21 protein-coding genes are annotated in these 24,714 nt (G+C 64.3%); 12 read left to right on the plus strand and 9 right to left on the minus strand.

What is annotated here, in order from left to right:
- Positions 1 to 160 precede the first annotated feature (160 nt).
- Positions 161 to 1,186, minus strand: coding sequence for a class II fructose-bisphosphate aldolase (gene fbaA / locus HMPREF1484_RS01610; RefSeq protein ID WP_016663271.1), 1,026 nt, complete (start codon positions 1,184 to 1,186; stop codon positions 161 to 163).
- Between the two features lie 163 nt (positions 1,187 to 1,349).
- A complete protein-coding gene (locus HMPREF1484_RS10760; protein WP_016663272.1) occupies positions 1,350 to 3,359 on the minus strand; it encodes a sensor histidine kinase in 2,010 nt (669 codons plus the stop codon).
- Between the two features lie 118 nt (positions 3,360 to 3,477).
- Here HMPREF1484_RS10760 and HMPREF1484_RS01620 point away from each other — a divergent pair, with 118 nt between their 5' ends.
- Positions 3,478 to 4,170: a response regulator transcription factor gene (locus tag HMPREF1484_RS01620; protein WP_016663273.1), complete on the plus strand. Its 693-nt coding sequence runs from the start codon at positions 3,478 to 3,480 to the stop codon at positions 4,168 to 4,170.
- Between the two features lie 7 nt (positions 4,171 to 4,177).
- Here HMPREF1484_RS01620 and HMPREF1484_RS01625 read toward each other — a convergent pair whose 3' ends face one another.
- From HMPREF1484_RS01625 to HMPREF1484_RS01640, 4 genes are all read right to left on the minus strand, one after another.
- Positions 4,178 to 5,248, minus strand: a complete 1,071-nt coding sequence (locus tag HMPREF1484_RS01625) for an NAD(P)-dependent alcohol dehydrogenase (protein ID WP_016663274.1) — start codon at positions 5,246 to 5,248, stop codon at positions 4,178 to 4,180.
- 106 nt (positions 5,249 to 5,354) lie between these two features.
- Complete coding sequence (locus HMPREF1484_RS01630; protein ID WP_016663275.1) at positions 5,355 to 5,987, minus strand: TrmH family RNA methyltransferase; 633 nt, start codon at positions 5,985 to 5,987, stop codon at positions 5,355 to 5,357.
- Positions 5,987 to 6,631: a DedA family protein gene (locus HMPREF1484_RS01635; RefSeq protein WP_016663276.1), complete on the minus strand. Its 645-nt coding sequence runs from the start codon at positions 6,629 to 6,631 to the stop codon at positions 5,987 to 5,989. Before HMPREF1484_RS01635 ends, HMPREF1484_RS01630 begins: the two co-directional genes overlap by 1 nt.
- Before the next feature lie 76 nt (positions 6,632 to 6,707).
- Entirely contained in the window at positions 6,708 to 8,633 is a 1,926-nt protein-coding gene (locus tag HMPREF1484_RS01640; RefSeq protein ID WP_016663277.1) for a long-chain fatty acid--CoA ligase, read from the minus strand.
- Positions 8,634 to 8,777: 144 nt separating this feature from the next.
- On the opposite strand from HMPREF1484_RS01640, the gene HMPREF1484_RS01645 reads away from it, so the two are divergent.
- The gene (locus tag HMPREF1484_RS01645) at positions 8,778 to 9,692 is read left to right on the plus strand and encodes a neutral zinc metallopeptidase (RefSeq protein ID WP_016663278.1); all 915 of its coding nucleotides are present in this window, start codon (positions 8,778 to 8,780) and stop codon (positions 9,690 to 9,692) included.
- Between the two features lie 46 nt (positions 9,693 to 9,738).
- Here the strand turns inward: HMPREF1484_RS01645 and HMPREF1484_RS01650 are convergent, their stop codons facing one another.
- Positions 9,739 to 10,584 (minus strand): SDR family oxidoreductase, encoded by an 846-nt coding sequence (locus HMPREF1484_RS01650; RefSeq protein WP_016663279.1) that lies wholly within the window; start codon positions 10,582 to 10,584, stop codon positions 9,739 to 9,741.
- Positions 10,585 to 10,632: 48 nt separating this feature from the next.
- On the opposite strand from HMPREF1484_RS01650, the gene HMPREF1484_RS01655 reads away from it, so the two are divergent.
- Positions 10,633 to 11,472 carry an exodeoxyribonuclease III gene (locus HMPREF1484_RS01655; protein ID WP_016663280.1) on the plus strand — a complete coding sequence of 280 codons (840 nt, stop codon included), beginning with the start codon at positions 10,633 to 10,635 and terminating at the stop codon, positions 11,470 to 11,472.
- A gap of 48 nt (positions 11,473 to 11,520) precedes the next feature.
- Here the strand turns inward: HMPREF1484_RS01655 and HMPREF1484_RS01660 are convergent, their stop codons facing one another.
- Positions 11,521 to 12,057, minus strand: coding sequence for a tetratricopeptide repeat protein (locus HMPREF1484_RS01660; protein WP_016663281.1), 537 nt, complete (start codon positions 12,055 to 12,057; stop codon positions 11,521 to 11,523).
- A 375-nt stretch (positions 12,058 to 12,432) separates the two neighbouring features.
- Here HMPREF1484_RS01660 and HMPREF1484_RS10765 point away from each other — a divergent pair, with 375 nt between their 5' ends.
- Genes HMPREF1484_RS10765 through HMPREF1484_RS01690 form a run of 6 tightly spaced genes read left to right on the plus strand, consistent with a single transcriptional unit; the run spans position 12,433 to position 16,719 of the window.
- Positions 12,433 to 13,548, plus strand: coding sequence for a hypothetical protein (locus tag HMPREF1484_RS10765; RefSeq protein ID WP_016663282.1), 1,116 nt, complete (start codon positions 12,433 to 12,435; stop codon positions 13,546 to 13,548).
- Positions 13,545 to 14,693, plus strand: coding sequence for a TadA family conjugal transfer-associated ATPase (locus HMPREF1484_RS01670; protein ID WP_016663283.1), 1,149 nt, complete (start codon positions 13,545 to 13,547; stop codon positions 14,691 to 14,693). The genes HMPREF1484_RS10765 and HMPREF1484_RS01670 overlap by 4 nt, the downstream gene beginning before the upstream one ends.
- Positions 14,690 to 15,682 (plus strand): type II secretion system F family protein, encoded by a 993-nt coding sequence (locus HMPREF1484_RS01675; protein WP_016663284.1) that lies wholly within the window; start codon positions 14,690 to 14,692, stop codon positions 15,680 to 15,682. The genes HMPREF1484_RS01670 and HMPREF1484_RS01675 overlap by 4 nt, the downstream gene beginning before the upstream one ends.
- 55 nt (positions 15,683 to 15,737) lie before the next feature.
- Positions 15,738 to 15,944: a DUF4244 domain-containing protein gene (locus HMPREF1484_RS01680; RefSeq protein WP_016663285.1), complete on the plus strand. Its 207-nt coding sequence runs from the start codon at positions 15,738 to 15,740 to the stop codon at positions 15,942 to 15,944.
- 2 nt (positions 15,945 to 15,946) lie between these two features.
- Positions 15,947 to 16,354, plus strand: a complete 408-nt coding sequence (locus tag HMPREF1484_RS11635) for a TadE/TadG family type IV pilus assembly protein (protein ID WP_016663286.1) — start codon at positions 15,947 to 15,949, stop codon at positions 16,352 to 16,354.
- Entirely contained in the window at positions 16,351 to 16,719 is a 369-nt protein-coding gene (locus HMPREF1484_RS01690; RefSeq protein ID WP_016663287.1) for an Rv3654c family TadE-like protein, read from the plus strand. The genes HMPREF1484_RS11635 and HMPREF1484_RS01690 overlap by 4 nt, the downstream gene beginning before the upstream one ends.
- Here the strand turns inward: HMPREF1484_RS01690 and HMPREF1484_RS01695 are convergent.
- Positions 16,676 to 19,123 (minus strand): DEAD/DEAH box helicase, encoded by a 2,448-nt coding sequence (locus HMPREF1484_RS01695; protein WP_016663288.1) that lies wholly within the window; start codon positions 19,121 to 19,123, stop codon positions 16,676 to 16,678. The genes HMPREF1484_RS01690 and HMPREF1484_RS01695 overlap by 44 nt on opposite strands.
- Before the next feature lie 55 nt (positions 19,124 to 19,178).
- Here HMPREF1484_RS01695 and HMPREF1484_RS01700 point away from each other — a divergent pair, with 55 nt between their 5' ends.
- From HMPREF1484_RS01700 to HMPREF1484_RS01710, 3 genes are all read left to right on the plus strand, one after another.
- A complete protein-coding gene (locus tag HMPREF1484_RS01700) occupies positions 19,179 to 20,801 on the plus strand; it encodes a methyltransferase (protein ID WP_051120594.1) in 1,623 nt (540 codons plus the stop codon).
- A 78-nt stretch (positions 20,802 to 20,879) separates the two neighbouring features.
- A complete protein-coding gene (gene topA, locus HMPREF1484_RS01705) occupies positions 20,880 to 23,576 on the plus strand; it encodes a type I DNA topoisomerase (RefSeq protein WP_016663290.1) in 2,697 nt (898 codons plus the stop codon).
- Positions 23,577 to 23,600: 24 nt separating this feature from the next.
- Positions 23,601 to 24,701, plus strand: coding sequence for a Gfo/Idh/MocA family protein (locus HMPREF1484_RS01710; protein WP_016663291.1), 1,101 nt, complete (start codon positions 23,601 to 23,603; stop codon positions 24,699 to 24,701).
- Positions 24,702 to 24,714: the final 13 nt, after the last annotated feature.

The following is a 24,714-nucleotide window of genomic DNA, read 5'->3' on the forward strand; positions in this document are numbered from 1 at the left end:
CTCAAAAAGTTCAACCAACTGCTCGCGCTGATGCTCACTCAGCGAACTTTGTGCTCTCAACGAAAACTACTCCCCACTAGTCGGTAACTGATTTCTCAGTCCAACTAATGGGGAGCAGTTCATATTCGGGGAGGGGCGCTTTCGCTACCTCAGGCGAGGATCACATCTTGTGGCCAGCCGAGCGGAGGTTCTCGCACGCCTCGACGACGCGCTTTGCCATGCCAGCCTCGGCCTTCTTGCCCCACGAACGCGGGTCGTACATCTTCTTGTTGCCGACCTCGCCATCAATCTTGAGAACGCCTTCGTAGTTCTCGAGCATGTGGCCCGCAACGGGACGCGAGAAGGCGTACTGGGTGTCGGTGTCAACGTTCATCTTGATGACGCCGTTGTCGACAGCTTCCTGGATCTCTTCGAGAGTCGAACCCGAGCCACCGTGCATCACGAGGTCGAACGGCATGTCCTTGCCGTACTTCTCGCCAACGGCCTTCTGGATGTCGAGGAGAATCGACGGGGTGAGGCGAACGTTGCCCGGCTTGTACACGCCGTGCACGTTACCGAAGGTGAGGGCGGTGATATAGCGGCCGTTTTCGCCGAGGCCAAGGGCTTCGGCGGTCTTGAGACCGTCTTCAGGGGTCGAGAAGAGCTTCGACTCGTCGACGTCCGCCGAGTAGCCGTCTTCCTCGCCGCCGACGACGCCAACTTCGATCTCGAGGATCTTCTTCGCTTCCACGGTCTTCTCGAGGAGGCGCTTCGCGATCTCAAGGTTCTCGTCGACCGGAACGGCCGAGCCGTCCCACATGTGGGAGGTGAACAGCGGGTTCAGGCCCTTGTTGACGCGCTCGTTGAGGTCCCATTCGATGAGGGGCTCAACCCAGGTAGGAAGGTTTTCCTTCGCGCAGTGGTCGGTGTGAACGCCAACCGTGATGTTGTAGTCCTCGGCAACCTCGTGGATGAACTTCGCAAGAGCGATCGAGCCGCGAACGCGGTTCTTCACGGTCGAACCGGAGAGGTACTCGGCGCCGCCAACGGACACCTGAATGATGCCGTCAGACTCAGCTTCGACGAAGCCCTGGAGTGCGGCGATCGCGGTCTGCGAGCTCGACACGTTGATCGCGGGGTAGGCGAACTTGCCTTCCTTCGCGCGGTCGATCATTTCGTTGAACTGTTCCGGGGTTGCAACAGGCATGTGTGCTCCTTCGAGTGGGGATCGCGGGCACCCGTGTACCTCGCAGATCCACGTTGCGTTTGCCCTTTCATTCTTCCACACGTCGTTCGGGACGCTCAGGGACGGGCCACTCCCAGCACGAAACGTGAGAGCTGAGCCACACGAGTGGTCACTGGGGCGTGGGCTATCCGACGGCTGCCCACGTTCCGGCGTGCGGAATTCGCACGATGAGGCTGTAGGAACCGTCGGCATGCGCCCCCGCATTCACGGTGCCGCCGAGCGCGTTGGCCCTCTCGCGAACGCCGCGCAGCCCCATTCCGGAGCCGGGCGCAGGCTCGAAGTCCTCGGGCGGTGCGGTATTGACGACGTCGATGCCGGTGACATGTTCACTCGTCATGAGCGTGATGTGAATGTCGCTTCCGGGTGCGTGCCTGAGCGCGTTGGCGAGTCCCTCCTGGGCGGCGCGGTAGAGGGCGAGTCCGACGGTTGCGGGGACTGTGGGGATGCCCGCCTCTGGCACGGTGAGGCTCACGTGGGCGCCGGCATCGCGCGAGCGCTGCACGAGTTCGGGGAGATCCTTGAGCTCGGGCTGCGGGGCCCTCGCGACGTCTTCTTCGCTACCGGTTCCGCGCAGCATCGTGAGAAGAGCACGCATTTCTTGAAGGGCGTTGCGCGAGGTCGCGGCGATTGAGGCGAATTCGGCGCGTGTCGCTTCGTCGAGTTGTGATTCTGCGAGGCGGTAGGGAGCGGTCTGTGCTTGGACGCTGATGACCGACATCGAGTGGGCGACCACGTCGTGCATTTCGCGCGCAATACGGGCTCTCTCGCTGAGCTCGGCGCTCTCGGCGAAGGCACGCTCTTGGCGCTCTTCGGCTTCGCGGCGTGCCGCCCGTTCACGCGAAACGTCGCGAGCCGAATCGGCGAGCCAGCGAAGCCCGTATCCGAAGGCCGCCGCGACGATCCACATGACAAGCATGACGCCCAGAATGAGGAAGCTCCACTGGATGAAGTCCACGGAAGTGGAGGCGCGCCCGTGCGTCACCACGCACCTCGCAATCGTTCCCATCAGCGCGATCACACCGAAGGCACCAAATACCCCGGTGCTGTGTTTGACGTTCCGGTGAAGGCTCAGGGTGAAGAGGGCGAGTCCGGCGAGTAGAACCGGAACCTCCGTGCCGGGCATGAACACCTGGCCATTGAACTTCACGATGGTGAGCGTGATGATCCCGCCGTAGGACACCACAAACGCGACGCAGGCGAGCACGGAGCCGAGCTTTGGCCGCCGCACGAGGAAGATGAAGGCGAGCGTCCAGGTGAGCGCGAGCAAAGAAAAGGACAGCCCCGCGACCGGAATCGTGAACAGGCCGAAGGGAAGGTACCGCGGCGCGATGTGCTCCCACAGGGCACCGTCACCCGAAAAAGTGATGCGAATCGGCGCGATGACCGCGATGACCGCGGTCGCCCATCCCTTGAAGCTGATCGTCGCGAAGGAGTCCCCTTCGAGAATCTCGCGCACGAGGCCGTTCTCAAGACGCGCGGCAATGTGCAGGGTGAAGGGAAACAGGGCGAGGAGCACGAGGCCAAGGCCGACATAGAGCGCCGAGTCAACTAAGGCGAGCGTTCGCGCGTATGGCTCGAGACCCACGTTTGGGTTGAACCTTCGAATAACAAAACTCGCCATTCCCGACTCGTACGAGAAATCAATGAGCGTGACGAACGGGAAGAACAGACCGCAAAGAAGCGTGAAAACAGCCTGGGTGCCCAGGACCAACGCAGCGCTCACGCGCACGGTGTTGAGAACGAGGGCTTCGCTGATGAAGTCGAGCCACAGTCGCAGGTTTCCGAGGAGACGGAAGTAGTCGGCGAACGAGTGAAACTCGGGAACTTTCGTGCGAGGGCGAAGCACCTTTTCACCGCTCCACACGTTGGAGCGAATTCTCGTGAGGTCAGCAGCGAAACCGCCCGCGAGCAGGATGCCCGGTAAGAACAGAAGACCAATGAGGAGAAAGGCAAGCGAAAAGACGGTGAGAAAGCCGAGTATAAAGAGCGCGCCACCCACGAGAAGGCCGAGCACGAGACTTGGGAAGACGTAGAGGAAGTCGCGTCCCAGTTGCTTGGCGTGCGCTCTCAGCGGCGCTTTCGACCACGGCGCGACCGTGTGTGCGCCGGGTGCCTTCTCTCCCACTTCTGCCATGGGTTAACCGTAGAGGCCCCGACAGAACTCGGCATCACTCCCCGGTCTTGATCACGGCAATACTTATGGATGAGCCGTTATTCGCGTGAGGGCGCGCCCTGTGACCTAGGCTTAAGACATGAGCCAGAACTCCCCCATCCGCGTCATCATCGCTGACGACCAGCCCATGGTGCGCGCCGGCTTCGAGGCACTCCTCGCAGCGCAAGCAGACATCGACGTCGTGGCCACTGCCGCCGACGGCCGCGAAGCTATCGACGCCGCGCTCAAGAATCGACCCGACATCATCCTCATGGACATCCGTATGCCGAACCTCGACGGGCTCGCCGCGATGGAGGAAATCTTCCGCGCTGGCCTCGATCCCGCGCCGCGCATCATCATCCTCACTACATTCGACGCCGACGACTACGTGTTCACGGCTCTCAAGGGAGGCGCGAGCGGCTTCCTGCTCAAGGACGCCGAAGTCGAGGAACTCGTCGATGCCGTGCGGAAGGTCTATCGCGGTGGGGCCCTCCTCTCCCCCTCCATCACGCGGAAAGTCATTGAAGATTTTGGGGCGCTTTCGCGCAGCCAGCGTCGGACCGATCCCGCCCTCACCAAGGCCATCGCTGCCCTCACGGACCGCGAGCGCGAGGTCGCGAAACTCATCGCGAAAGGGTTCTCTAATGCCGAAGTGGGCTCCACGATGTTTCTCGCGGAGCCCACCGTGAAAACCCACGTGTCCCACATCCTGCAAAAACTATGCCTTCGCGACCGCACGCAGATTGTCGTGGCGGCCTACGAGTCAGGACTCGTGGAAATCGGCGAAGACTGAGCGGGGCTCAGACCTCCTCAACCTCTGCGTCGTCGAACGTCGAGGTATCGATGACGAATCGGAAGTGCACATCCCCCTTGACGACGCGATCGTAGGCCGCGTCGACGTCGTTCACGCCGATGACCTCGATCTTCGCGCCGATGTTGTGTTCTCCACAGAAGTCAAGCATCTCCTGGGTCTCGGGGAGCCCACCAATATTCGAGCCTGCGAGAACCTTGCGACCGCCCGTGAGGGCACGGGTGGGGATCGGCATACCCTCGGGAGGAAGGCCGACGAGCACCATCTTTCCGCCCGGCTTGAGCAGATCCATGAAGCCCGGGAGGTCGAACTCAGCACTGATCGTGTTGAGAATGAAATCGAACTTGCCTTTGTGGGTCTCGAAGAAGTTCTCGTCCTCACCGGTGGCGAGGAGTTCCTTCGCCCCGAGCGAGAGTGCGTCCTCTTCCTTCTTACGCGAGCGAGAAATGACGCTCACCTCGGCGCCCTTCGCCGTGGCGATCTGCACGCCCATGTGGCCGAGCCCGCCGAGACCCGCGACCGCGACTTTCTGGCCTTCGCCAACCTCCCACGTCGCGAGTGGTGAGTACGTCGTGATACCTGCGCACAGAAGCGGTGCGGCCACATCAAAGTCGAGTGAGTCGGGAATGCGGCACACGAAACGCTCGCGCACGGTGACCTTTTGCGAGTAGCCGCCCTGAGTGACGGTGCCGTCCTCATCGATCGCGTTGTAGGTGCTGATCGCGCCGTTCAGGCAATTGTTCTCGAAACCCTTGTTGCACTGCTCGCACTCGCCACACGAACCGACGAGGCAGCCGACGCCAACGCGGTCGCCGACCTTGTACTTCGTGACGTCGGGGCCGACGGCCTCGACCACTCCCGCAATCTCGTGGCCCACGGCGAGTGGGAACTTCGCGGGGCCCCACTCATTGCGAATCGTGTGGATATCGCTGTGGCACACGCCGGCGGCCTTAATGTCGATGAGGACGTCGGTCCCCTGTGGCTCACGGCGTTCGATGGCGACGACCTTGAAGGGCTGATCCGGGCCGGTTTTCTGGAGGGCCTTGACGGTGATGCTCATGGTGTGCTCCTAACCATGGTTCGGATTGTCAGCAACTCATAGCGTTGCCTTTTTAGCCTACTGCGCAGGTCAGAGACCTTTCTGACGACCCTCGCGGCTCTGGCAGCTACAGCGTTAGGTCGCGCGGAATCTCGACGTGCTGACTCACCCACGTGTGCATGACGATCGCGGCGGCGTGCCCGACGTTGATCGAGCGCGTGCTGCCGAACTGAGAAATCGCGACCGTGAGCGCAGCCGCATCGATAAGCGGCTTCGACACTCCCCCGCCTTCTTCGCCGAACACGAGCACGGCGTTTTTCGGCAAGCGCGTGTGTTCGAGAGGGACGGCGCCGGGGACGATATCGACCGCGACGACCGCGCGATCGTTGTCGCGAGCCCACTGAAGGAAGTCTTCGGGCCTCGCGTGGTGAAACTCGTGCTGGTATCGATCCGTGACCATCGCTCCGCGTCGATTCCACCGCTTCTTTCCAACGATGTGGAAGGCTGCGACCCCGAACGCGTTCGCGGTGCGCACGATCGAGCCGATATTGAAGTCGTGGTCGATGTTCTCGATCGCGACGTGCAGGCCGTTGCGGTAGTGGGCGTCGAGGTCCGCGATAATCGCTTCGCGGCGCCAGTACCGGTATCGGTCGGGAACGTTCCGACGGTCGCCTGCTTCAAGCAGTGCCGGATCGTAGTGAGGTTCCTTCGGCCAGTCCCCCTGCCAGGGCCCCACGCCGACTTCGCGCTCGCCAGACATTATTTGACGGCGTCGTCTGGGTCGGGAAGGCCGAGGCTCTTGCGGCGGCGCTCACGGCGAACGAGCTTCACGAAGAAGTAGAGCACCACGAGGATGACGAGCACGTAGCAGACCTTCGAGAAGATGTCCGTGTAAGGCTCGATCACGTGCCATTGCGTGCCAAGGAAGTAGCCGAACGCGAGGAAGATCGAGTTCCATATCGCGCTTCCCAGGGCCGTCAGCAGTGTGAACATGGGGAGTTTCATCGCAAACATGCCCGCGGGAATCGAGATGAGCGAGCGGATGCCCGGAATGAAACGCCCGAAGAAAACGCCCTGCATCCCGTGCTTGTCGACCCAGGTGTTCGTCTTTTCGTAATCCTCGACGTTGATAAGCGGGAGCTTGATGAACAGGGCGCGCGTGCGCTCGGGACCGAGAATTCGCCCGAGTCCGTAAAGGATGTAGGCGCCCAGCGTCGAGCCGATCACCGACCAGATCAGCAACACCCAGAACGAGTGTTCGCCCGTTCCCGCGGTTACGCCCGCAAGCGGAAGGATCACTTCCGAGGGGATCGGCGGAAACACGCATTCGAGCAGCAGCAGGAGCATCACGCCGAAGCCCCCCATCGAGCTCATGATGCTGATCGCCCATTCAACAACGTTCACGGAAAAACCCTTCTTTTCGTGCGCGGGCCGAAGCGCATGTTCGGCCGTACAAGTGTACGTACCCCTTTAGCTGGCACTACTCGCCAGAGGACTCACTCTTTTCCGGCTTGTCTGCCCTTTTCGCCTTGATCTCCGAGGCCTTTTCGACGATCTCACGCTTCACGATTTCGTGAATCGACGCCTTCGGCGCTTTCTCATAAAGCTCCTCGATCGCCGCTTTCGCCTTCTCGAGGAAGGCCGCGCGACGCAGCTTGAGCGAAGGCGTCACTAGGTTCGGGTCCGCGAGATTCGCCCTCACGAGCGCAAACTTCTTGATGCGCTCCGTTCGCGACACGTCGAGGTTCGCGTTCTCGAGATAGGGCAGGATTTCCGCGATGAGCTTGGGATTTTCAATGATCTCGATGTCGTCACCCGAGACCTCGCCGTCCTCCGTGTGCTCGATGAGAAGCGCCGTGAGGTAGGGACGATCATCGCCAACGGCGACCGCGTACGCCACGCTCGGATGCTGTTCGACGGCGCCCTCCCAGCCGGCGGGCTCGATCGTCTTACCGCCGGAGGTCACGATGACATCCTTCGAGCGACCGCTCAACGTGAGGCGGCCGGAACTATCGAGACTTCCCAAATCACCGGTGCGCAAGAAACCGTCGGAATATGCCGCCGCCGTGTGCTCGGGATTGCGGTAACCAGGCGAGACCCCGGGCCCCTTCGCAAGCACCTCACCTTCCTCGCTGATACGGATCGTCGTGCCGGGAACGGGGACACCCACGCTGCCCGCCGTGAGGTCGCCCGGGCGGTTCGCGGCGATCGGGGCGGTCGTCTCCGTGAGGCCATAGCCCTCGATGATCGGGATACCGAAGCCGCGAAAAGCGAGCGCGAGCGAGGGGTGAAGTTTCGCGCCGCCGCACAGGATGTACTGAATGTTCCCACCCAAGAGCGTGCGAATGGTTCGATAGAAGACGCGCTCGTAAAGCGCACGCTTCACCGCGAGGTGGAACGGAAGCTTCGGCCGTTCCTTCTCGTGAAAACCTTCCCCAATCATGCCGATCCGCACGGCTGTTTCACGCGCGTCCTTCCACAGGCGCCCCACATGCTTTTTATCGGCCTGCGCGGCGACCGCGTTAAGGATTTTTTCGAGCACGCGCGGAACGACCATGACAAACGTCGGGCGGATCTCCGCGAAGGTGGGGATGACGCGTGACGTATCGGAGAGGTGGGCGACGCGCATCCCGAGCGCGAGGCAAATGAGTTGCACGCCGCGCGCGAGCACGTGCGAAAGCGGGAGAAAAAGGATCGTCGACCCGCGCTCGTTGAGCACCTCCCCGTGGGAGACGCCGATATTTTGCAACTGCGCCACGAAATTGCCGTGCGTGAGCTGCACGCCCTTCGGGTCGCTCGTCGTTCCCGACGTGTAGACGATCGTGGCGACGTCCTCGAGAGTGCGGGAGGTGCGTGCACGCTCCAGATCAGCCTCGCTCACCGGTGTTTCGGGGTCGCGTGCCGCGAGCGCGCTCACGCATTCGTAGCCGCTCACTTCTTCCATCGTCCACACGCGATCCGCCCCGCCAAGGGCATGCGTGAGCGACTCGGCTTGCTGCGCGGTGCCGGCAATGGCGCGCGTAACCCCCGCGTCTTCGACGATCGCCTCCACCTGGGCCGGGGCGCTCGTATCGTAGATCGGCACGACGACCGCACCCGCCCACAGCGCAGCGACGTCGGCGAGTACCCATTCGTAGCGCGTGGGCCCCATGATCGAAATCGCGTCACCCGGCCTCACGCCTGCAGCGATGAAATGACGCGCCAGGGCGCGAGCGGAATCGAAGAACTCCCGCGTGGTCACGTCGCTCCACACGGTCGCTCCCGCAGCATCGGTGCCGGCAGGGACCTGGAAGGCGATGTGCTCGGGGGTCTCGCCATCCCGTTTCACGAAGAGGTCGGTGAGGCGCTCACTATCGTTCGACTCGACAAGCAGCGGGCTCGTGTATTCGCGCAAAGAGGTGGGCATAAACAGGTACTTTCGCGTCGGATACGGAACCGCAGGCTACGGAACCGTAACCAGTCTAAAGGTTAGACGCTGAATCACATCGCCACGTCGCCTCCGGGTCGCAAACCCCGGGGAAAATCCGGCATGAAACGGTAGATTGGCGGCATGACCTTCAACCCCAATTCCGAGATCCGCTCCGACAACACCCGCCGCAGCTCCGGCGGCGGGGGCGGCATGCGCCGCGGAGGCGCAATCGCCCTCGGTGGCGGTGGCCTCGGCACGCTCGTCCTCGTGATCGTCTTGCTCTTCCTCGGAGTCGATCCGTCGATGCTGCTTGGTGGCGGCGCCGGCCCCGCCCCAAGTGCACAGCAGCCTCAGCAGGGCACCGTTCTCGAGGAATGCCAAACCGGCGCCGACGCAAACGACAACGACGACTGCCTCGTGCAGGCCACCGTCGAGTCCGCCGACTCCCTGTGGGAAGGCCAGGCTAAGAATGCCGGTTTCAAGTTTCAGGAACCACAGGCGGTTGTGTTCACCGACTCGGTTAACACGGGCTGCGGGCCCGCCACCTCTGCGACGGGCCCGTTCTATTGCCCCGCCGACTCCACGATCTACGTCGACACCTCGTTCTACCAGCAGCTCAGCTCGCGCTTCGGGGCGAGCAGCGGTCAGCTCGCGAAGGCCTACGTTGTCGCGCACGAATACGGTCATCACATTCAACGCCTCGACGGCACCATGAATGCAATCGATCGTTCGGGAACGGGCCCCGACTCGGATCAGGTGCGACTTGAGCTTCAGGCGGACTGCTACGCCGGCATGTGGGCTCACCACGCCGCGACAACGGTCGACGATAACGGCACGACGATGCTCGAACCCCTCACCGACAAGGACGTCGACGATGCGCTCAGCGCCGCGAGCGCCGTGGGCGACGACCACATTCAGGGCGAAGTGACGGGCGGGCAGGTCATGCCTGACACGTGGACGCACGGCTCCTCAGCGCAACGTCGCAACTGGTTCGTGAAGGGCTACAACGAGGGCACCTACAAGGCGTGCGACACGTTCGCGGTTGAGCAGCCGTAACAATCCCGGCGCCGTCGGGGCGTTTTCTCCGCCTTCAGGCGTGGGTTCAGTCCCGACGTTTGCGCAGCAATCGATCGAACATCGATCTGCGCGCCGCGGCCCGCTCGACCTTACGCATGCGCGCCTTACTCATCGCATGCGCAATCGCCTCACTTTGGAGTGCACGCCTGAGCGCCCCGGGCGTCGCCCGCCCGAGCGCTTCGGGGTTGTAGGCCAGCGATGGCACCGAGACGACCTCTCCCGCCGCCACGTCTTTGAGGGCATGCTGCACGACGAACGGGGCCTTTAGCCACGTCACGCGCGGCGCGCCCTCCATGTTGACGGCGGCGTTGTGGTGGCTCTCGGTGTGCACGAAACCCGGGATCAGCACGGTCGCGCTCACGCCCGTTCCTTCGAGTTCCTGCGCGAGGTACTCCGTAAAAATAACGACCCAGCTCTTCGCCGCCGCCGAGAGGTTTGTCGCGGTGAATCCCGCCATCGACGAGACGTTGAGGATCGCCCCGGCGCCCTTACGTGTCATCGCCGTCGCCGCTGCGTGTGCAAGGATCAGGGTCGCGCGCACGTCGAAATCGACTTCTTCGAGAAACTCCTCGATCTCTCCTTCAAGAAACGAGGCGCGCACCGAATGCCCGGTGTTATTGACGAGCAAACCAATGGGATCAACGGGGTCGAGCAGGCGGCGGGCCACGCGCTCCACATCGGCCTGGACCGAAATATCCGCCGGGAGAATGCTGACGCGAGTGCCAGACACCGCCTCAATCTGCGCGGCCACTGCCGCGAGGCGATCCTCGTTTCGCGCCACGAGCACGAGGTCGTGACCGCTGCCTGCGAGCTGCCACGCAAATTCGAGGCCGAGGCCGGAGGTTGAGCCGGTGATGAGCGCGAGAGTCATGCCTTAAGCGTATCCACGCGAACCTTCATGCACCCATAGGATGGACGCATGCGAATTGCCACCTGGAACATCAATTCCCTTCGCGCACGGATGCCCCGCCTCCTCGAGGTGATCGATACCCGCAATATCGACGTCATTGCACTTCAGGAGATCAAAGCCAAACCCGAGCAGCTCGACCTCAGCGAGCTCACCGAGCGCGGATTCGAAGTCGCCGCCCACGGCTTTAACCAGTGGAACGGCGTCGCGATCGCCTCGCGCGTGGGCCTTCGCGAGGTGCGCCGCGAGATCCCCTCGATTCCCGCCTGGGGCGAAGGGGATGATGGGGTCGTGGAGGCCCGCGCCATTGGGGCCGTCGTGGGAGACGCCTCGAGCGACTGCGCACCTCTTGAGCTGTGGAGCCTCTACGTCCCGAACGGGCGAGAACTCGACAATCCGCACTATCCGTACAAACTCGCGTGGCTCGAGGCCGTGCGCAATTACGCGGCCTCGCGCCTCGATGCCGGCGGGCCGGGCGAGGCGCCCGGCGAGAACTCGGCGACGCTCTTCGCGGGCGACTTCAACGTCGCTCCCACCGACGCCGACGTTTGGGACATGTCGGCCTTCGAGGGGAAAACCCACGTGAGCGGGCCCGAACGTGACGCCATCGCGGCGCTCGAGAACGCGGGCTACGCCGACCTCACACGCGACTGGCTCGACGCCCCCGGGACCTACACGTACTGGGACTACAAGGGTCTCAAGTTCGCGAAGAAGCAGGGTATGCGCATCGACTTCATGTTTGGCTCGCCCGCAGTGCGCACGGCAACAACCGGGGCGATGATCGACCTTGCCGAACGGGCGCAGAAATCCACGAGCGATCACGCACCCGTGATCGTCGACGTTGAGCTCTAGGGATCGCCTGGGCGCCAGCAGGCGTCGGAAATAGCCAGACGGCTGGGTCTAGCGGCGGCGCCGCGCGCGGTGCTGGATCTCGAGCATGTGCTGCGTGCGTGACATCGCCGCCATACTCGAATCAATGAGGCTCGGATCAGCCCCCGTAAACACGCGCGCCTCGTATGCCTGCGCGAAGGCATTCAGGGCAAGGTCGTAGTGGCCAGCCGCGAATAGCGCCTTCCCGAGGTGCTGGTGAAGAACGGCCTCCCACGAGGTGCCGCGGCACTCTTCGAGCAGCACACGGTACTCAGCGATCGCTCGATCGGTTTCGCCAAGATCCCGGTGGCAATCAGCCGAAATCGCGCGTAAGCGCACCGATGAAGGTTCCTTAGCGAGCCTGCCCTCACACCTCTCGAGCGCCGTCACGGGATCGCCGCTCCAGAGCGCTCGAATAATGTCGCGCGCGTCGTCCTGGGCGAATTCCCGATCGAACGCCTCGACGTCATCGATCACGGGGCGCAGGGTCGTGGGGTCAATGTGCCAGCCCGCTTCGGCGCCGGGAACGGAGGGTGGTGATGGGCGCTTGAGCGTTGTTTCGAGCATAGGCGCGTTCCTCCTTCATTAATGGGCGCGGCGATGATCAGCAAAGAAGAGGCGTGTGCGGGGGATGGGATCCGGGCCAAAAAGGAGGCGCCCTTTCGAGCGCCTCCCCGGGGCCGATCCGGGATCAAGCGTGCACCTGGTGGTGTGGTATCCGCTTTCGACGAATCCGCACCGGTCCGAACGAGGACCACTCGCACGTGGGTTTCGAATCATTCCCTTGCTTGTGATGTCCCCCACTTTACACACTCGATGTGAGCCACGCAACCCCCATTTCGCTTCGTGTTTTTCGCCTCCGGTCTGACCCCACAATCCGCCTCTACCCCCAAGAATGACCAGGCACTGGAATGAGCCCAGGGAGCGGCAAAACATGGAGCCATGACACACGTATTTCCTCGGGTTGAGCACGGACGCCGCGATCCCTCGACCTTCGTGGGCCGCATTCCGCTTGACGCTCCGCCCTCCCCGCACGAACATGCGAGCGCCACGATCGCGTGGCTCGGCAATAGCGGCGAGCTTGAAACCCTCGTGCGCGACCGCGTTCAAGCGGCTGGCTTCGACGTCGCCACGGCGAAAACGCCTCGCGGGCACGTGCGTGCAGTCGTGTGCGAGGCGTCGCTCCTCGCTAGCGCAGCGGAGGCATACCCAGCACTCCCCCTCTTCGCCGCGTGCGAGAACGAGCCCGAACAGCGTGATTACCAGCAAGCGCTTGCCCACGGAGCGCGCTCACTTCGTTTTCTTCCGGAGGAATCCTCGGAGCTTATTAGCGACCTTTCCTCTCTCGCCACGAGCAGCGGCCGAAGCCGTGTGCTCGCGTGCCTTTCGGGACATGGAGGCGCAGGGTCGACGTCTCTCGCGATCGCTCTCGCCCTCGCATCATCAAGCCGAAACATGCCCGCGACACTCGTCGATGCCGATCCCCTCGGCGGCGGAATCGACACGCTCGTGCAGGCCCGGCACGTGGCGGGCGCGCGGTGGAGTGATCTGGGAGCGGCAAGTGGCACAACGGAAGCCGAGGTGCTCCTCGACGCTCTTCCTCTCATCGACGGCTACCGCCTGCTCACCTTTTCGGGAGCGCGAGAGGAATCCGTGAATCCCCAGGTCATCGCAAGTCTTGCGAATGCACCCGGCACTCTTGTTCTCGACGCGCCGCTCGGAACGGGGATCGAACCGCACGTGAGTCCCGACATCACTCTCGTCTCAGTCCATCCGAGCGAACACGCACTCGCCGCGACGGCACGAACCCTCGATGTACTTCGCGGGGTGCATCCGCGCACCCGCATCGGCATCGCTCTGCGCACGCGCCGGCGCGGCGAGAGCTATCGGGCGCGCGACGTGGCCGAGCAGCTCGGCGCGCCCATCGTGCTCGAGTACCGAAGTGCCCGCGAGGGCTTCGTTCCCGGCCTTGATCGAGACCGCATGGGCATCAAAGCCGCCTGCAAACGTTTTCTCGCAAAGCTCGCCGATTCCGGAATGGGCGGGGGTAGCGCATGATTCTCAGCGACGAGCTCCTCACCGGAATTCATGAATCGCTTCGCGAAGAACCGGGGGAAATCGATGCGCGCCGCATCGCGCGCGTCGCTCACTCGCACGGGCTCATCCTCGACCGCGCGAGCCTCCTCGATCTCACTGATCAGGTGCGGCATCATCTCGAGGGTCTCGGCCCGCTCCATGATCTCGCGACCGACGGTGTCAGTGACATCCTCGTCAACCCCGACGGCAGCGTGTGGATCGATTCACTCAACGGTCTCGAGCGTACGAGCCTTACTCTTTCCGCGCACGATGCGCGGGCCCTCGCGACCAGGCTCGCCTCACTCGGCAACCGCCGGCTCGATGACGCGATGCCGTGGGCTGACGCGCAGCTGCCCGGGAACCTTCGCTTCCACGGAATGCTGCCGCCACTATCCGTGGGCGGAGCGAGCATCAGCCTTAGGCGCGCCGCCACCCTCCCCTACTGCCTCGATGATCTTGAGAACTCAGGAACTCTGACGGCCACGGGCCGCGCTCTCGTCGATGCAATCATTCGCGCGCGCCTATCCTTCCTCGTGAGTGGCGGAACCGGAAGCGGAAAGACGACCCTGCTCGGCGCGATGCTCGGCGCCGTCGATCCCCGCGAGCGCATCATTATCGTCGAAGACTCCACCGAGCTTCGGCCCGCTCATCCCCACGTCGTGCACCTTCAGGCGCGCCACGCTAATGCGGAGGGCATGGGAGAGATCAGCCTCGCGACCCTCATCAGGCAGTGCCTGCGCATGCGGCCCGATCGGATCATCGTCGGCGAATGCCGAGGCGCAGACATCCGCGAGCTCCTCCAGGCACTCAATACGGGGCACGAGGGCGGGTGCGGAACGCTCCACGCGAATACGGCGGCGGATGTCCCCGCGAGGCTTGAGGCCCTCGGTGCGCTCGCCGGCCTCGATCCACTTGCGCTTGCATCGCAAGCACTCTCGGCAATCACGGTCGTTCTCCACATGCACCGTTCGCGCGAGGGACGTGCCCTCTCAACCATTTCCCTCCTACAGCGCGGGAAGGATGGGCGGCTCGAATGCGTGCCCGCAGTCAGTTTTGGGACCCGTGAGCGGCGCTTTCCCGCCTTCGATGCGCTCGAGGCACGCCTCGGGCACGGGGGTGCGAGGTGAAAGGCCACGCTCGACTATCGGACGATGCGCTCGCCGGCCTTCTCGACCACGTGGCGATGGCTCTCGGCGCGGGGGTGACGGCACCGCAGGCGTGGGCCGCCGTCGCAGATGCCACATCCACGCCTCGGGAAAAGCATTTTGCCGAAACTATGGCGCGCATTCCTCCCGCACTGGTGCAGCGCATGAACGGGGTCCTCAACGCGCCTCGCGAGGCGGTGCGCGCGGTCGTTTTGTGCCACGTCATGTGCGAGAGCACGGGGGCTCCGCTTTCCGGTCTACTCACCTCACTCTCCGGTGGACTTCGCGATTCTTCCGACGCCACCAGGGCACGCACAGCAGCCTTCGCGGGCGCAAAGACGACGGCCCGAGTGCTCATGGCGCTGCCGCTTTTCGCTATCGCTCTCGGGTATGCAATGGGGGCGAATCCTTTGCGCGTGCTCCTGGCGTCGCCGCATGGATTTCTCATGCTCGCGGCCGGAATCGTCCTCACCGCGGCCGGTTTCGCGTGGATGAACCGCATGCTCGCTGCAGCGCGCGGAGAGGGCGCGGACATCGACCCGTTGATCGTGATCGATTTGATCGCGAGTGTTGTGCACTCTGGGATCCCACTCGCAGCGGCGTGCACGCGCGTGGGCGAGGCCCTTGACGACACGGAGCCGGGGCCTGCGCTCCTCGAGGCCGGCCGTGCGCTCGCTCGGGGCATGGCCCCCGCCGAGGCGCTATCGAGGCTCGAGGGGGACCTTTCGGCTCTCACAAGCGCGGCGAGCCTCTCTCATGTGACGGGTGCACGCCTCGCGCCGATCCTGGCGGCCGTCACTCGCGACCGTCGCCGTGCGCGGTTGCGCGAGGTCGATGAAGCCGCCGCGCGGCTCTCGGTGCGTCTCGTGCTCCCCACCGGCCTCACGATTCTGCCGGCCTTCGTGCTACTCGGTATCGTCCCGATCATCACGGATCTCGTCACCACACACTTCGGCCAACTGTGGCCGTAGGCGCGCGGCATCCGCCGCGTGCAGCACCACACACATCCTTGAAGGGGATACATCAATGATCGACAACCACACGACAGAAAAGACGGAACTACGGACCCGCGACATTCTCGCGGATGATACTGGCGCGACAACCGCGGAATATGCGGTGACGATCGTCGCCGCGTGCGCCTTTGCCGCGCTGTTGTTCGCCGTGCTCACGAGCGGCGAGATGCAGGGCATCCTTACGAGCCTCATTCAGGGCGCCCTCCACTCGGCGGGCTGAGCATGACACCGGAAGCCGAGACACGTGCGCGCACCTTGAGGCGGGCGCTTCGTGCGGATTCCGGTGCGGCCACGGCGGAGACGGCGGTGGTCCTCATCGCCGTCTTCGCCCTCCTCGCACTGGTCATGTCACTGGGTGGCCTGTTCATCAGCCACGCGCGTCTCGCGGAGGGGGCACGTACCGCCGCACGCGAAATGATGATCTCGGCCGATCCCCATGCTGCGATCGCAAAAGCGGAAGTCGTAAGCGGCAAGGAGGCCACGTTCACCATAAGCACGAGCGGCGAATGGGTCACCGTGGAAGCACACGCAACGTGGCACGTCGGCGGGCCGATCCTCGGGGCCACAATTCCGCTCGAGGCGAGTGCCCACACACGCCTCGAACCACACCTCGTAAGGAACGGGCCGTGAGGGCGGGGTTTTGCGAGGAGCGCGGTAACGCGACGGCCACCGCTCTCGGGGCGATCGCAATCATCTCGGCGATCCTCACGGTCCTCGTGGGGCTCGGGATCGTCCACCACGGTCGCTCCCTTGCCGCCTCAGCCGCTGAACTCTCCGCACTCTCGGCTGCGGATGCACTGGCCGGCGGCGCCTCGAGCGGGGCATGCGAGATCGCTTTGGAGGTCGCTGAACGGCACGGCGCCCTTCTCCAGAGCTGCGACGTGAGCGGTCTTGAGGCACACGTGACAGTCACCGTGAGAGTGCACGTGCCGCTGCTCGGCAGCCAGCCCCTTACCGAGGCGGCGCGTGCCGGCCCAGCTCCCGCAGAACCGTGAGCGCGCCCTTCTTGTTGAGGGGCTCGTTGCCGTTGCCGCACTTCGGAGAGACGACGCATGCGGGGCAGCCCGCCTCGCATCCGCATGTCTCGATCATGTCGGCGGTCGCGCGGATCCATGCAGGGGCGCTCTCGTAGGCGCGCTCCGCGAAGCCGGCGCCGCCCTGAGCGCCGTCGTACACGAAGACCGTGGGCTTTTCGGTATCGGCGTGCAGGGCGGTAGACACGCCGCCAATGTCCCAGCGGTCGCACGTGGCAAGGAGGGGAAGCATCGCGATCTGTGCGTGTTCGGCCGCATGGAGGGCGCCAGGGAAATCGGCTTCCTCGAGGCTCCATGCGTGGAGGAGGTCTGCGGGGATCTCGAACCACACGGCCTTGGTAACGAGGGTGCGCGCGGGCAGATCGAGCGGGTGTTCGCCGAGCACGGCGGAGGTGTAGATGTCGCGCGCCTGGTAACCGGTGACCTGGTCGGTGACCTCGACCTGCCCGAAGCACACGTCGATGTCACCCCACTGTTCGCTGCGCTCGACCTGGCGCACGCTGATCGACGAGGTCTCTTGCGGCTGGGTTGTGTGCTGCGGGCTCTCCCGACGCACCATCGCGACGGCGTTCTCGACATCGAGGTGGTTCACGACGTACGAGACTCCCTGGTGGAGATAGACGGCGCCGTCGTGGACGTACTGGTGGGCGGTCGCGGCATCGACCGTGCCGATCAGCTGCCCGCTCGCCTGATCGACGATCCGCACGCTCTCACCTCCACTTCCACGTAAATCGGTGAGGTCGTGGGGGCGCTCGTCAAGGGTCCAGTACCACCCGTGAGGGCGACGCCTGAGGATTCCCCTTCCTGCTAGGTTCTCGAGAAGCTCCCGGCTCGTGGGCCCGAAAAGCTCCTCCTCGCCGTCGCGAATGGGAATCTCCGCAGCGGCAGAGCACAGGTGGGGCGTCATGACATAGGGGTTGGAGGGATCAAACACGGCGGCCTCGACGTCGGCTTCGAGGATCATCTCGGGGTGACGCACAACGTACGTGTCGAGGGGATCCTCGCGCGCAATAAACATTGCAAGCGCCTCGCGCGACTGAGTTCCGTGGGCCCGGCCCGCGCGCCCGAACTGTTGCCACAGGGACGCGCGCGTCCCCGGCCACCCCGTCACGAGCACGGCATCGAGACCGGAGATGTCGATGCCAAGCTCGAGGGCGTTGGTCGAGGCGAGGCCGAGAAGCTGTCCCGAACGAAGCGCTGCCTCGAGTGCGCGGCGCTCCTCGGGAAGATAGCCGCCGCGATAGGCGGCGATGCGCGTGGCCCGATCGGCAAGCATGGCGGATCCGGTCGCTTCCGCGGCAGCGTTGACGGCGCGCTGTGCCCCCTTCGCGACGAGCTCGCTCGAACGCCGCGAGCGAGTAAAGACGAGCGACTGCGCCCCCTCGCATACGAGGTCACCGAGTAGAGCGCCGGCCTCGGTGGGGGCAGGCCGCCGTCGGACCTCCACGTGGGCTTTCACCCCGGCCTTTTCCGCCTGCTCGCGCTCCTCTTTCGCCCTGCGCGCGGCCTCGCGCGCGTCCTCGCCCTCGTCGAGATCGGCGATTCCCGGCTCCCACAGCGCAATCGTGAGGGGGTTTTTCGGCGAACCGTCCTCGGTGACAGCCGTGACGTTCCTACCCACGAGCCGGGAAGCGCTCACCTCCGGGCTCGCCGAGGTTGCCGACGCGAGCACGAAGGTGGGCCGTGCGCGGTAGTACTCGGCGATGCGGGCGAGGCGTCGCATCAGCATGGAAACGTGTGCCCCAAACACGCCACGGTAGACGTGGCATTCGTCGATGATGATGTATCGCAGCGTTCGAAAGAACGGAATCCAGTGCTCGTGACCGGGAAGGATCCCGTAATGCAGCATGTCAGGGTTTGTGAGCACAAAATTTGCGTGGCGGCGCACCCAGCGACGCTGTTCGGTCGGGGTGTCGCCGTCGAATACGGCGGCGCGTACGTCCCCGAGGCCGGCCCCGTCCACAAGCCGGCAGATCGACGTGTACTGGTCGTAGGCAAGCGCTTTTGTGGGGGCGATGTAGAGGGCGCTCGCGCGCCGGGCCGACGGATCCTCTCGGCGTGCCTGAATATCGGTCAGCGCGGGCAAGAGATAACCGAGCGATTTTCCCGAAGCGGTAGAGGTAGCGATGACCGTGTCGCGACCCGCGTGCGCAAACTCGGCGGCCTCAACCTGGTGCCACCACGGGCGTTCGATCCCGCTGTCTTCGAGGTAGGCGCGTAGTGAGGGGTTTGTCCATCTCGGCCACTCAGCGAAGCGTGCCTCGCGAGCGGGCCGGCGCTCGATATGCCGGAGGGAGTCAGTGCGATGCGGGGGCGTAGTGAGGCGCGCGAGCGCCCGTTCGGCATCGAAAGCCTCGCTCCTCACGTGCCGCCTCCACTCATGTTCGATCTGTTCGCGTCGTAGCGCAACAATGGTAGGCATGAGCACGCAAGGCCACACCACCGAGCTTTTCCCGACGCCCACGCCCGATACCAATCTTCTCGCGGTTCTGCGCGCGGATCTCGCTCACGCGCAATACACGGCGGATGGAATCGAGGATCTCCTGAGCGCTCCCGCTCGCACAGCTCTCGAACGCGAAAATCCGCTGCCCGCACGTCGCGAACTTGATCCGCTAGCCGATCAGGGCAATGCGGCCGCGACTCTCATGCGCCTCTTCACGCTCGGCCGCACCGCCACGCGCGCCGAACTCGACCGCGCCCTCCCTAACCTCGGTACGGACGGGCTTCTCGCCCTCGGCCTCGTGGCGCCAGCAGAAGGGACGGGTTCCGACGCCACCTCCGCCTTCGCCGCGACCGTCGATCTTCGCCCATATCAGGCCACCGATGATTTCGGCGAGATCCTCTGGTGGATCGTTTCCGATCTCGGGGAACTCGCGACTGGCCGCGCGCTCGACGGTGAACACGTGCTTGGCATCGGCGGGGCGACTTCAACGCTCATCTCGATCACGCCTCGCGACGAGGTCGCCCGCGCGCTCGACCTCGGCACGGGGTGCGGCATTCAGGCGCTCCACGCTGCGCGTCACGCCCAGCACGTTGTCGCGACCGATATCTCCGAACGCGCTCTCGCGATCACCGAGTTCAACGTCGCCCTCAATCGCGAAACACTGCCCGAAGGACACACGATCGAAACGCGCCAGGGTTCAATGCTCGAACCTGTCGCGGGCGAGACCTTCGATCTCATCGTCTCCAACCCTCCGTTCGTCATCACACCCCGCGTGAAGGATGCGGAGACCTGGACGTATCGCGACGGCGGAGCAGAAGGCGACGCACTCGTCGCGAACCTCCTCGCCGAGATCGATGCCTACCTCGCCCCCGGCGGCGTCGCCGCCATGCTGGCGAACTGGGAGATCACCCGCGGCTCCGAATGGGATGCGCGCCCACGCACGTGGCTCGCGAACTCGAGTGCGAGCGCACTCGTCGTCCAGCGCGACATCGAGGACCCGGCCTCCTACGCCTCGACCTGGCTTCGCGACGGAGGCGTCACCGACCGCGACGAGCGTTGGGAACCGATGACCCACGCATGGCTCGACGACTTCGCCTCGCGCGATGTCCGCGGCATCGGTTTCGGCCACGTGCTCCTCGCGCAACCGCGCGAGGGAGAAAAGCGCTTCGCCGACTTCACCCACGTCGAAACGACGGGAGCGGGCCCTCTCGGCCCCCGCTATGCCGAAATGCTTCGCGCGCGCACGCGCCTCGCGCAGCTCGACGACGAGGCTTTCGCCTCGCTCACACTCGCACGCGCCGATGACGTCATCGAGCGGCGCCACTACACACCCGGCGACGACGATCCCATGGTGATCGACCTCGTTCAGGGCGGCGGCTTCGGCCGCACCATCCAGATCGACACCCACACCGCGGCCATCGTCGGCCCCCTCACCGGTGAATACCCGCTCGATATTTTCCTCACGGCCTACGCCTCACTCCTCGAAGCCGCCGATCAAGGCGCTGAAATCGCGAGTGCACGCGCGAGCATCAACCGCACACTCCGCGTCCTCGTCAAATGGGGGTTTCTCCACATCGTTGAGCAGCCAAACCCCGCCTAGTGCTACCGTACGGGGCAGGGTAAACCACGCGGGGACACACCCCCGCCACGCACACACCGCAGTAAGGAAGTACATCGAGTGAGCGCTCGCAACCTCGTGATCGTCGAGTCCCCCGCGAAGGCAAAGACCATCGGGAAATACCTCGGGGACGACTTCACGGTCGCCGCGTCAGTGGGACACATTCGTGACCTTCCCCTGCCCAAAGAGCTGCCCGCCGACATGAAGAAGGGCCCCTACGGCCGCTTCGCCGTCAACGTCGAAGAAGGCTTCGAGCCCTACTACGTCGTCAATCCCGACAAGAAAAAGACTGTCTCCGAGCTCAAGAAGCTCCTCAAAGAGGCCGATGCTCTCTACCTCGCAACCGATGAGGACCGCGAGGGTGAAGCGATTGCCTGGCACCTCCTCGAGGCACTGAAACCCAAGAAGTCGCTTCCCGTTTACCGGATGGTGTTCCACGAGATCACGAAGGAAGCCATCCAAAAGGCGCTCACCGAGACGCGCGAGCTCGACATGCCGCTCGTCGATGCCCAGGAAACCCGCCGTATTCTCGACCGACTCGTCGGCTACGAGCTCTCCCCCGTGCTGTGGCGCAAGGTTCGCCGCGGCACGAGCGCAGGCCGCGTCCAGTCGGTGGCGACACGCCTCGTCGTCGACCGCGAGCGCGAGCGCATGGCGTTCAAGGCCGCTTCGTACTGGGATGTGACGGGCGAGTTCATCACCTCTGAGCTGGAGGATCGAAGCGTCGACACCCCCGCCTTCACCGCTCAGCTACGAACCCTCGACGGCCAGCGGGTCGCCACGGGGCGTGACTTCACCGACGCGGGTGAGCTCAAAAAGAGCCTCCGGGCAAACGTCACGGTTCTCACCGAGGAGAGTGCACGACTGCTCATCGAGGCGCTCGACGGCGCGAAGGCCACCGTCGGAAACCTCGAGTCCAAGCCCTACACGCGGCGGCCCGCCGCTCCCTTCACGACGAGCTCCCTCCAGCAGGAGGCGAGCCGAAAACTGCGCATGGGTGCCCGCCACACGATGTCGACCGCGCAGCGGCTCTACGAAAACGGCTACATCACCTACATGCGTACCGACTCCGTGGTGCTGTCCGGTGAGGCGATTCGCGCGAGCCGCGCACAGATCCAGGAAATGTACGGTGCGGAGTACGTTCCGGATCGCCCTCGCGTGTACACGAACAAGTCGCAGGGTGCGCAGGAAGCCCACGAGGCAATTCGCCCGGCGGGTTCGAACTTCCGCACACCCGCGCAGGTATCTCGCCAGCTCAGTGGCGACGAGTTCCGCCTGTACGAACTGATCTGGAAGCGCACCGTGGCGTCTCAAATGGCCGACGCCAAGGGAACGACCACGTCGGTCACGCTCGATGTTGAAGGCAAGGGGCGCACCGCCCAGTTCGGCGCCTCGGGCACGATCATTACGTTCCGCGGTTTCCTCGCGGCCTACGAGGAAGGCCGCGACCAGTCGCGGTATGCGGAACACGATGACAAGGACAAGCGCCTGCCCCAAATGAAGGAGGGGCAGCAGCTCACGGCCGCTCAGTACACGCCGAACGGTCACGAAACAACGCCACCGCCGCGCTACACAGAGGCGTCACTCGTGCGCGCACTCGAGGAGCGCGGGATCGGCCGCCCCTCGACCTACGCGGCGACGATCTCCGTGATCCAGGATCGCGGCTACGTCGAAAAGAAGGGCTCGGCCCTCGTGCCGAGCTGGCTCGCGTTCAGCGTCGTGAAGCTTCTCGAGGAGCACTTCGGGACGCTCGTCGATTACGAGTTCACGGCCGATATGGAAGCGGGGCTCGACCGAATCGCCGCAGGTAACACGGACCGCGTGCACTGGCTGAGCGACTTCTACTACGGCAAGTCCGGTTCGTTCGACACCCCCGCCGAGGACGGTCTCAAGGCGACCCTCGACAACCTCGGCGATATCGACGCGCGCGCGATCAACACCGTCCCGATCGGCAACGGCATCGACCTTCGCATGGGCCAGTACGGCCCCTACATCGAAAGGGCGGTCGAGGGTTCCGATACGCCTCAGCGAGCGAATGTTCCCGCCGATCTCGCACCGGATGAGCTCACGCTCGAGAAGGCCGAAGAGCTCATGGCACGCGCAAAGGACGACGGTCGCGTGCTTGGCCGCGACCCCGATTCGGGCTTTGAAATCCTCGCAAAGGACGGTCGCTACGGCCCCTACGTCACGGAAAACCTTGAGCTTGATGAGGCCACTAAGGCGCTCCCGAAAACGAAACAGCCGAAACCCCGCACGGCTTCGCTGTTCAAGGACATGGACCTTGCGACCGTGACCCTCGAGGACGCCCTCAAACTCCTCTCGCTCCCCCGTGTCGTCGGCAAGGACGCGGAGGGCGTCGAGATCACCGCGCAGAATGGCCGCTATGGCCCGTACCTCAAGAAGGGCACGGATTCGCGCTCGCTCGAAACCGAAGCACAGCTGTTCACGATCACCGAGGAAGAGGCCCTCGCACTTTACGCCCAGCCCAAGCGGCGCGGGCGCGCGGCGGCAAAACCCCCGATCGCGGAACTTGGCGTGGATCCTACGAGCGAGAAACCGATCGTGATCAAAGACGGTCGTTTCGGCATGTACATCACCGACGGCACGACGAACGTCACGCTTCGCAAGGATGAGTCGCCCGAGACGATGACTCACGAGCGCGCCGTCGAGCGTCTTGCGGAGAAGCGCGCGAAGGGCCCTGCAAAGCGGAAAACGACGCGAAAGTCCAGCTCGCGAGCGAAGTCCACGAAAAAGTAGCGGCGGCTCGCGTACGGTGGTGTCATGACTGCACCGTTGACGCTGCCCACGACGTCCGTTCCCGATCCCGCCAAGGCGCCGGGCCTCCGCTGGGGTGTGATCGCCCCCGGCGGGATTGCCAGGAACTTCATCGGCACGATGCACGCGGCGACCACTTCCCGCCTCACCGCCGTGTGCTCGCGTTCGCTCGAGCGCGCGCAGGCTTTCGCGGAGGATTTCGAATCCGACGCCGGCCTCGCCCACGCCTATGCGAGTGTTGACGATTTCCTCGCCCACGAAGGCCTTGAGGCCGTGTATGTCGCTTCGCCTCACGCTCAGCATTTCGCGCTTGCGACAAAGGTCGTCGAGGCTGGCATTCCCGTCGTGATCGAAAAACCGATGACGCTCAACGCCGCCGAGGCGCGCGAGCTTTTCGAGACTGCTCGACGCACGGGCGCATACGTGCAGGAAGCGATGTGGTCGTGCTTCATGCCGCACTACGACGTCATCCGCCAGGTCATCGAATCCGGCGTGATTGGCGAGGTCACCGCGGTGATCGCCGATCACTGCCAGTATTTCCCCTTCGACCCCGAGCACCGGCTGTATGCCCCGGAACTTGGCGGCGGGGCACTCCTTGACCTCGGCGTATACCCGCTCGCGTTTGCGCACTGGGCCGCGGGATCGCCCACGCAGGTGCACGCGACGGGAACCCTCACCGCAACGGGGGTCGACGAGATGGTCTCGATCTCGGGCCTCTCGGGCCGCACCGTATACGCAGTGCAGACGGGGCTTGGTGCGCGCAGTTCAGTCGAGGCGCACGTACTCGGCACGCGCGGCAAAATCGACGTGGACTCGTGGTTCTTCGTTCCGAATTCCTTTACCGTGACCCAGTTCGAAGCGGGAGACAACGGCAAGGACGTGACCGAGCGGTTCACGTACGAGGACTCGCTACCCTACTCCCTGCCTGCTCATCCCGACGGCGGCAACTACGGTATGGCCTTCGAAATCGCGGAGGCGGCGCGCAACATTCGCGCCGGCCTTCTCGAATCACCTCGATGGGGTGCGCGCGACACGCTCGCGGTCCTCGAGGTCATGGATCGTGTACGTGAGATTGTCGGTGTGCGCTACCCGAGCGAGGCAAAATAGGGGCGCATTCATC

The sequence above is a fragment of the Dermabacter sp. HFH0086 genome (assembly GCF_000413375.1).
GTDB lineage: Bacteria > Actinomycetota > Actinomycetes > Actinomycetales > Dermabacteraceae > Dermabacter > Dermabacter hominis.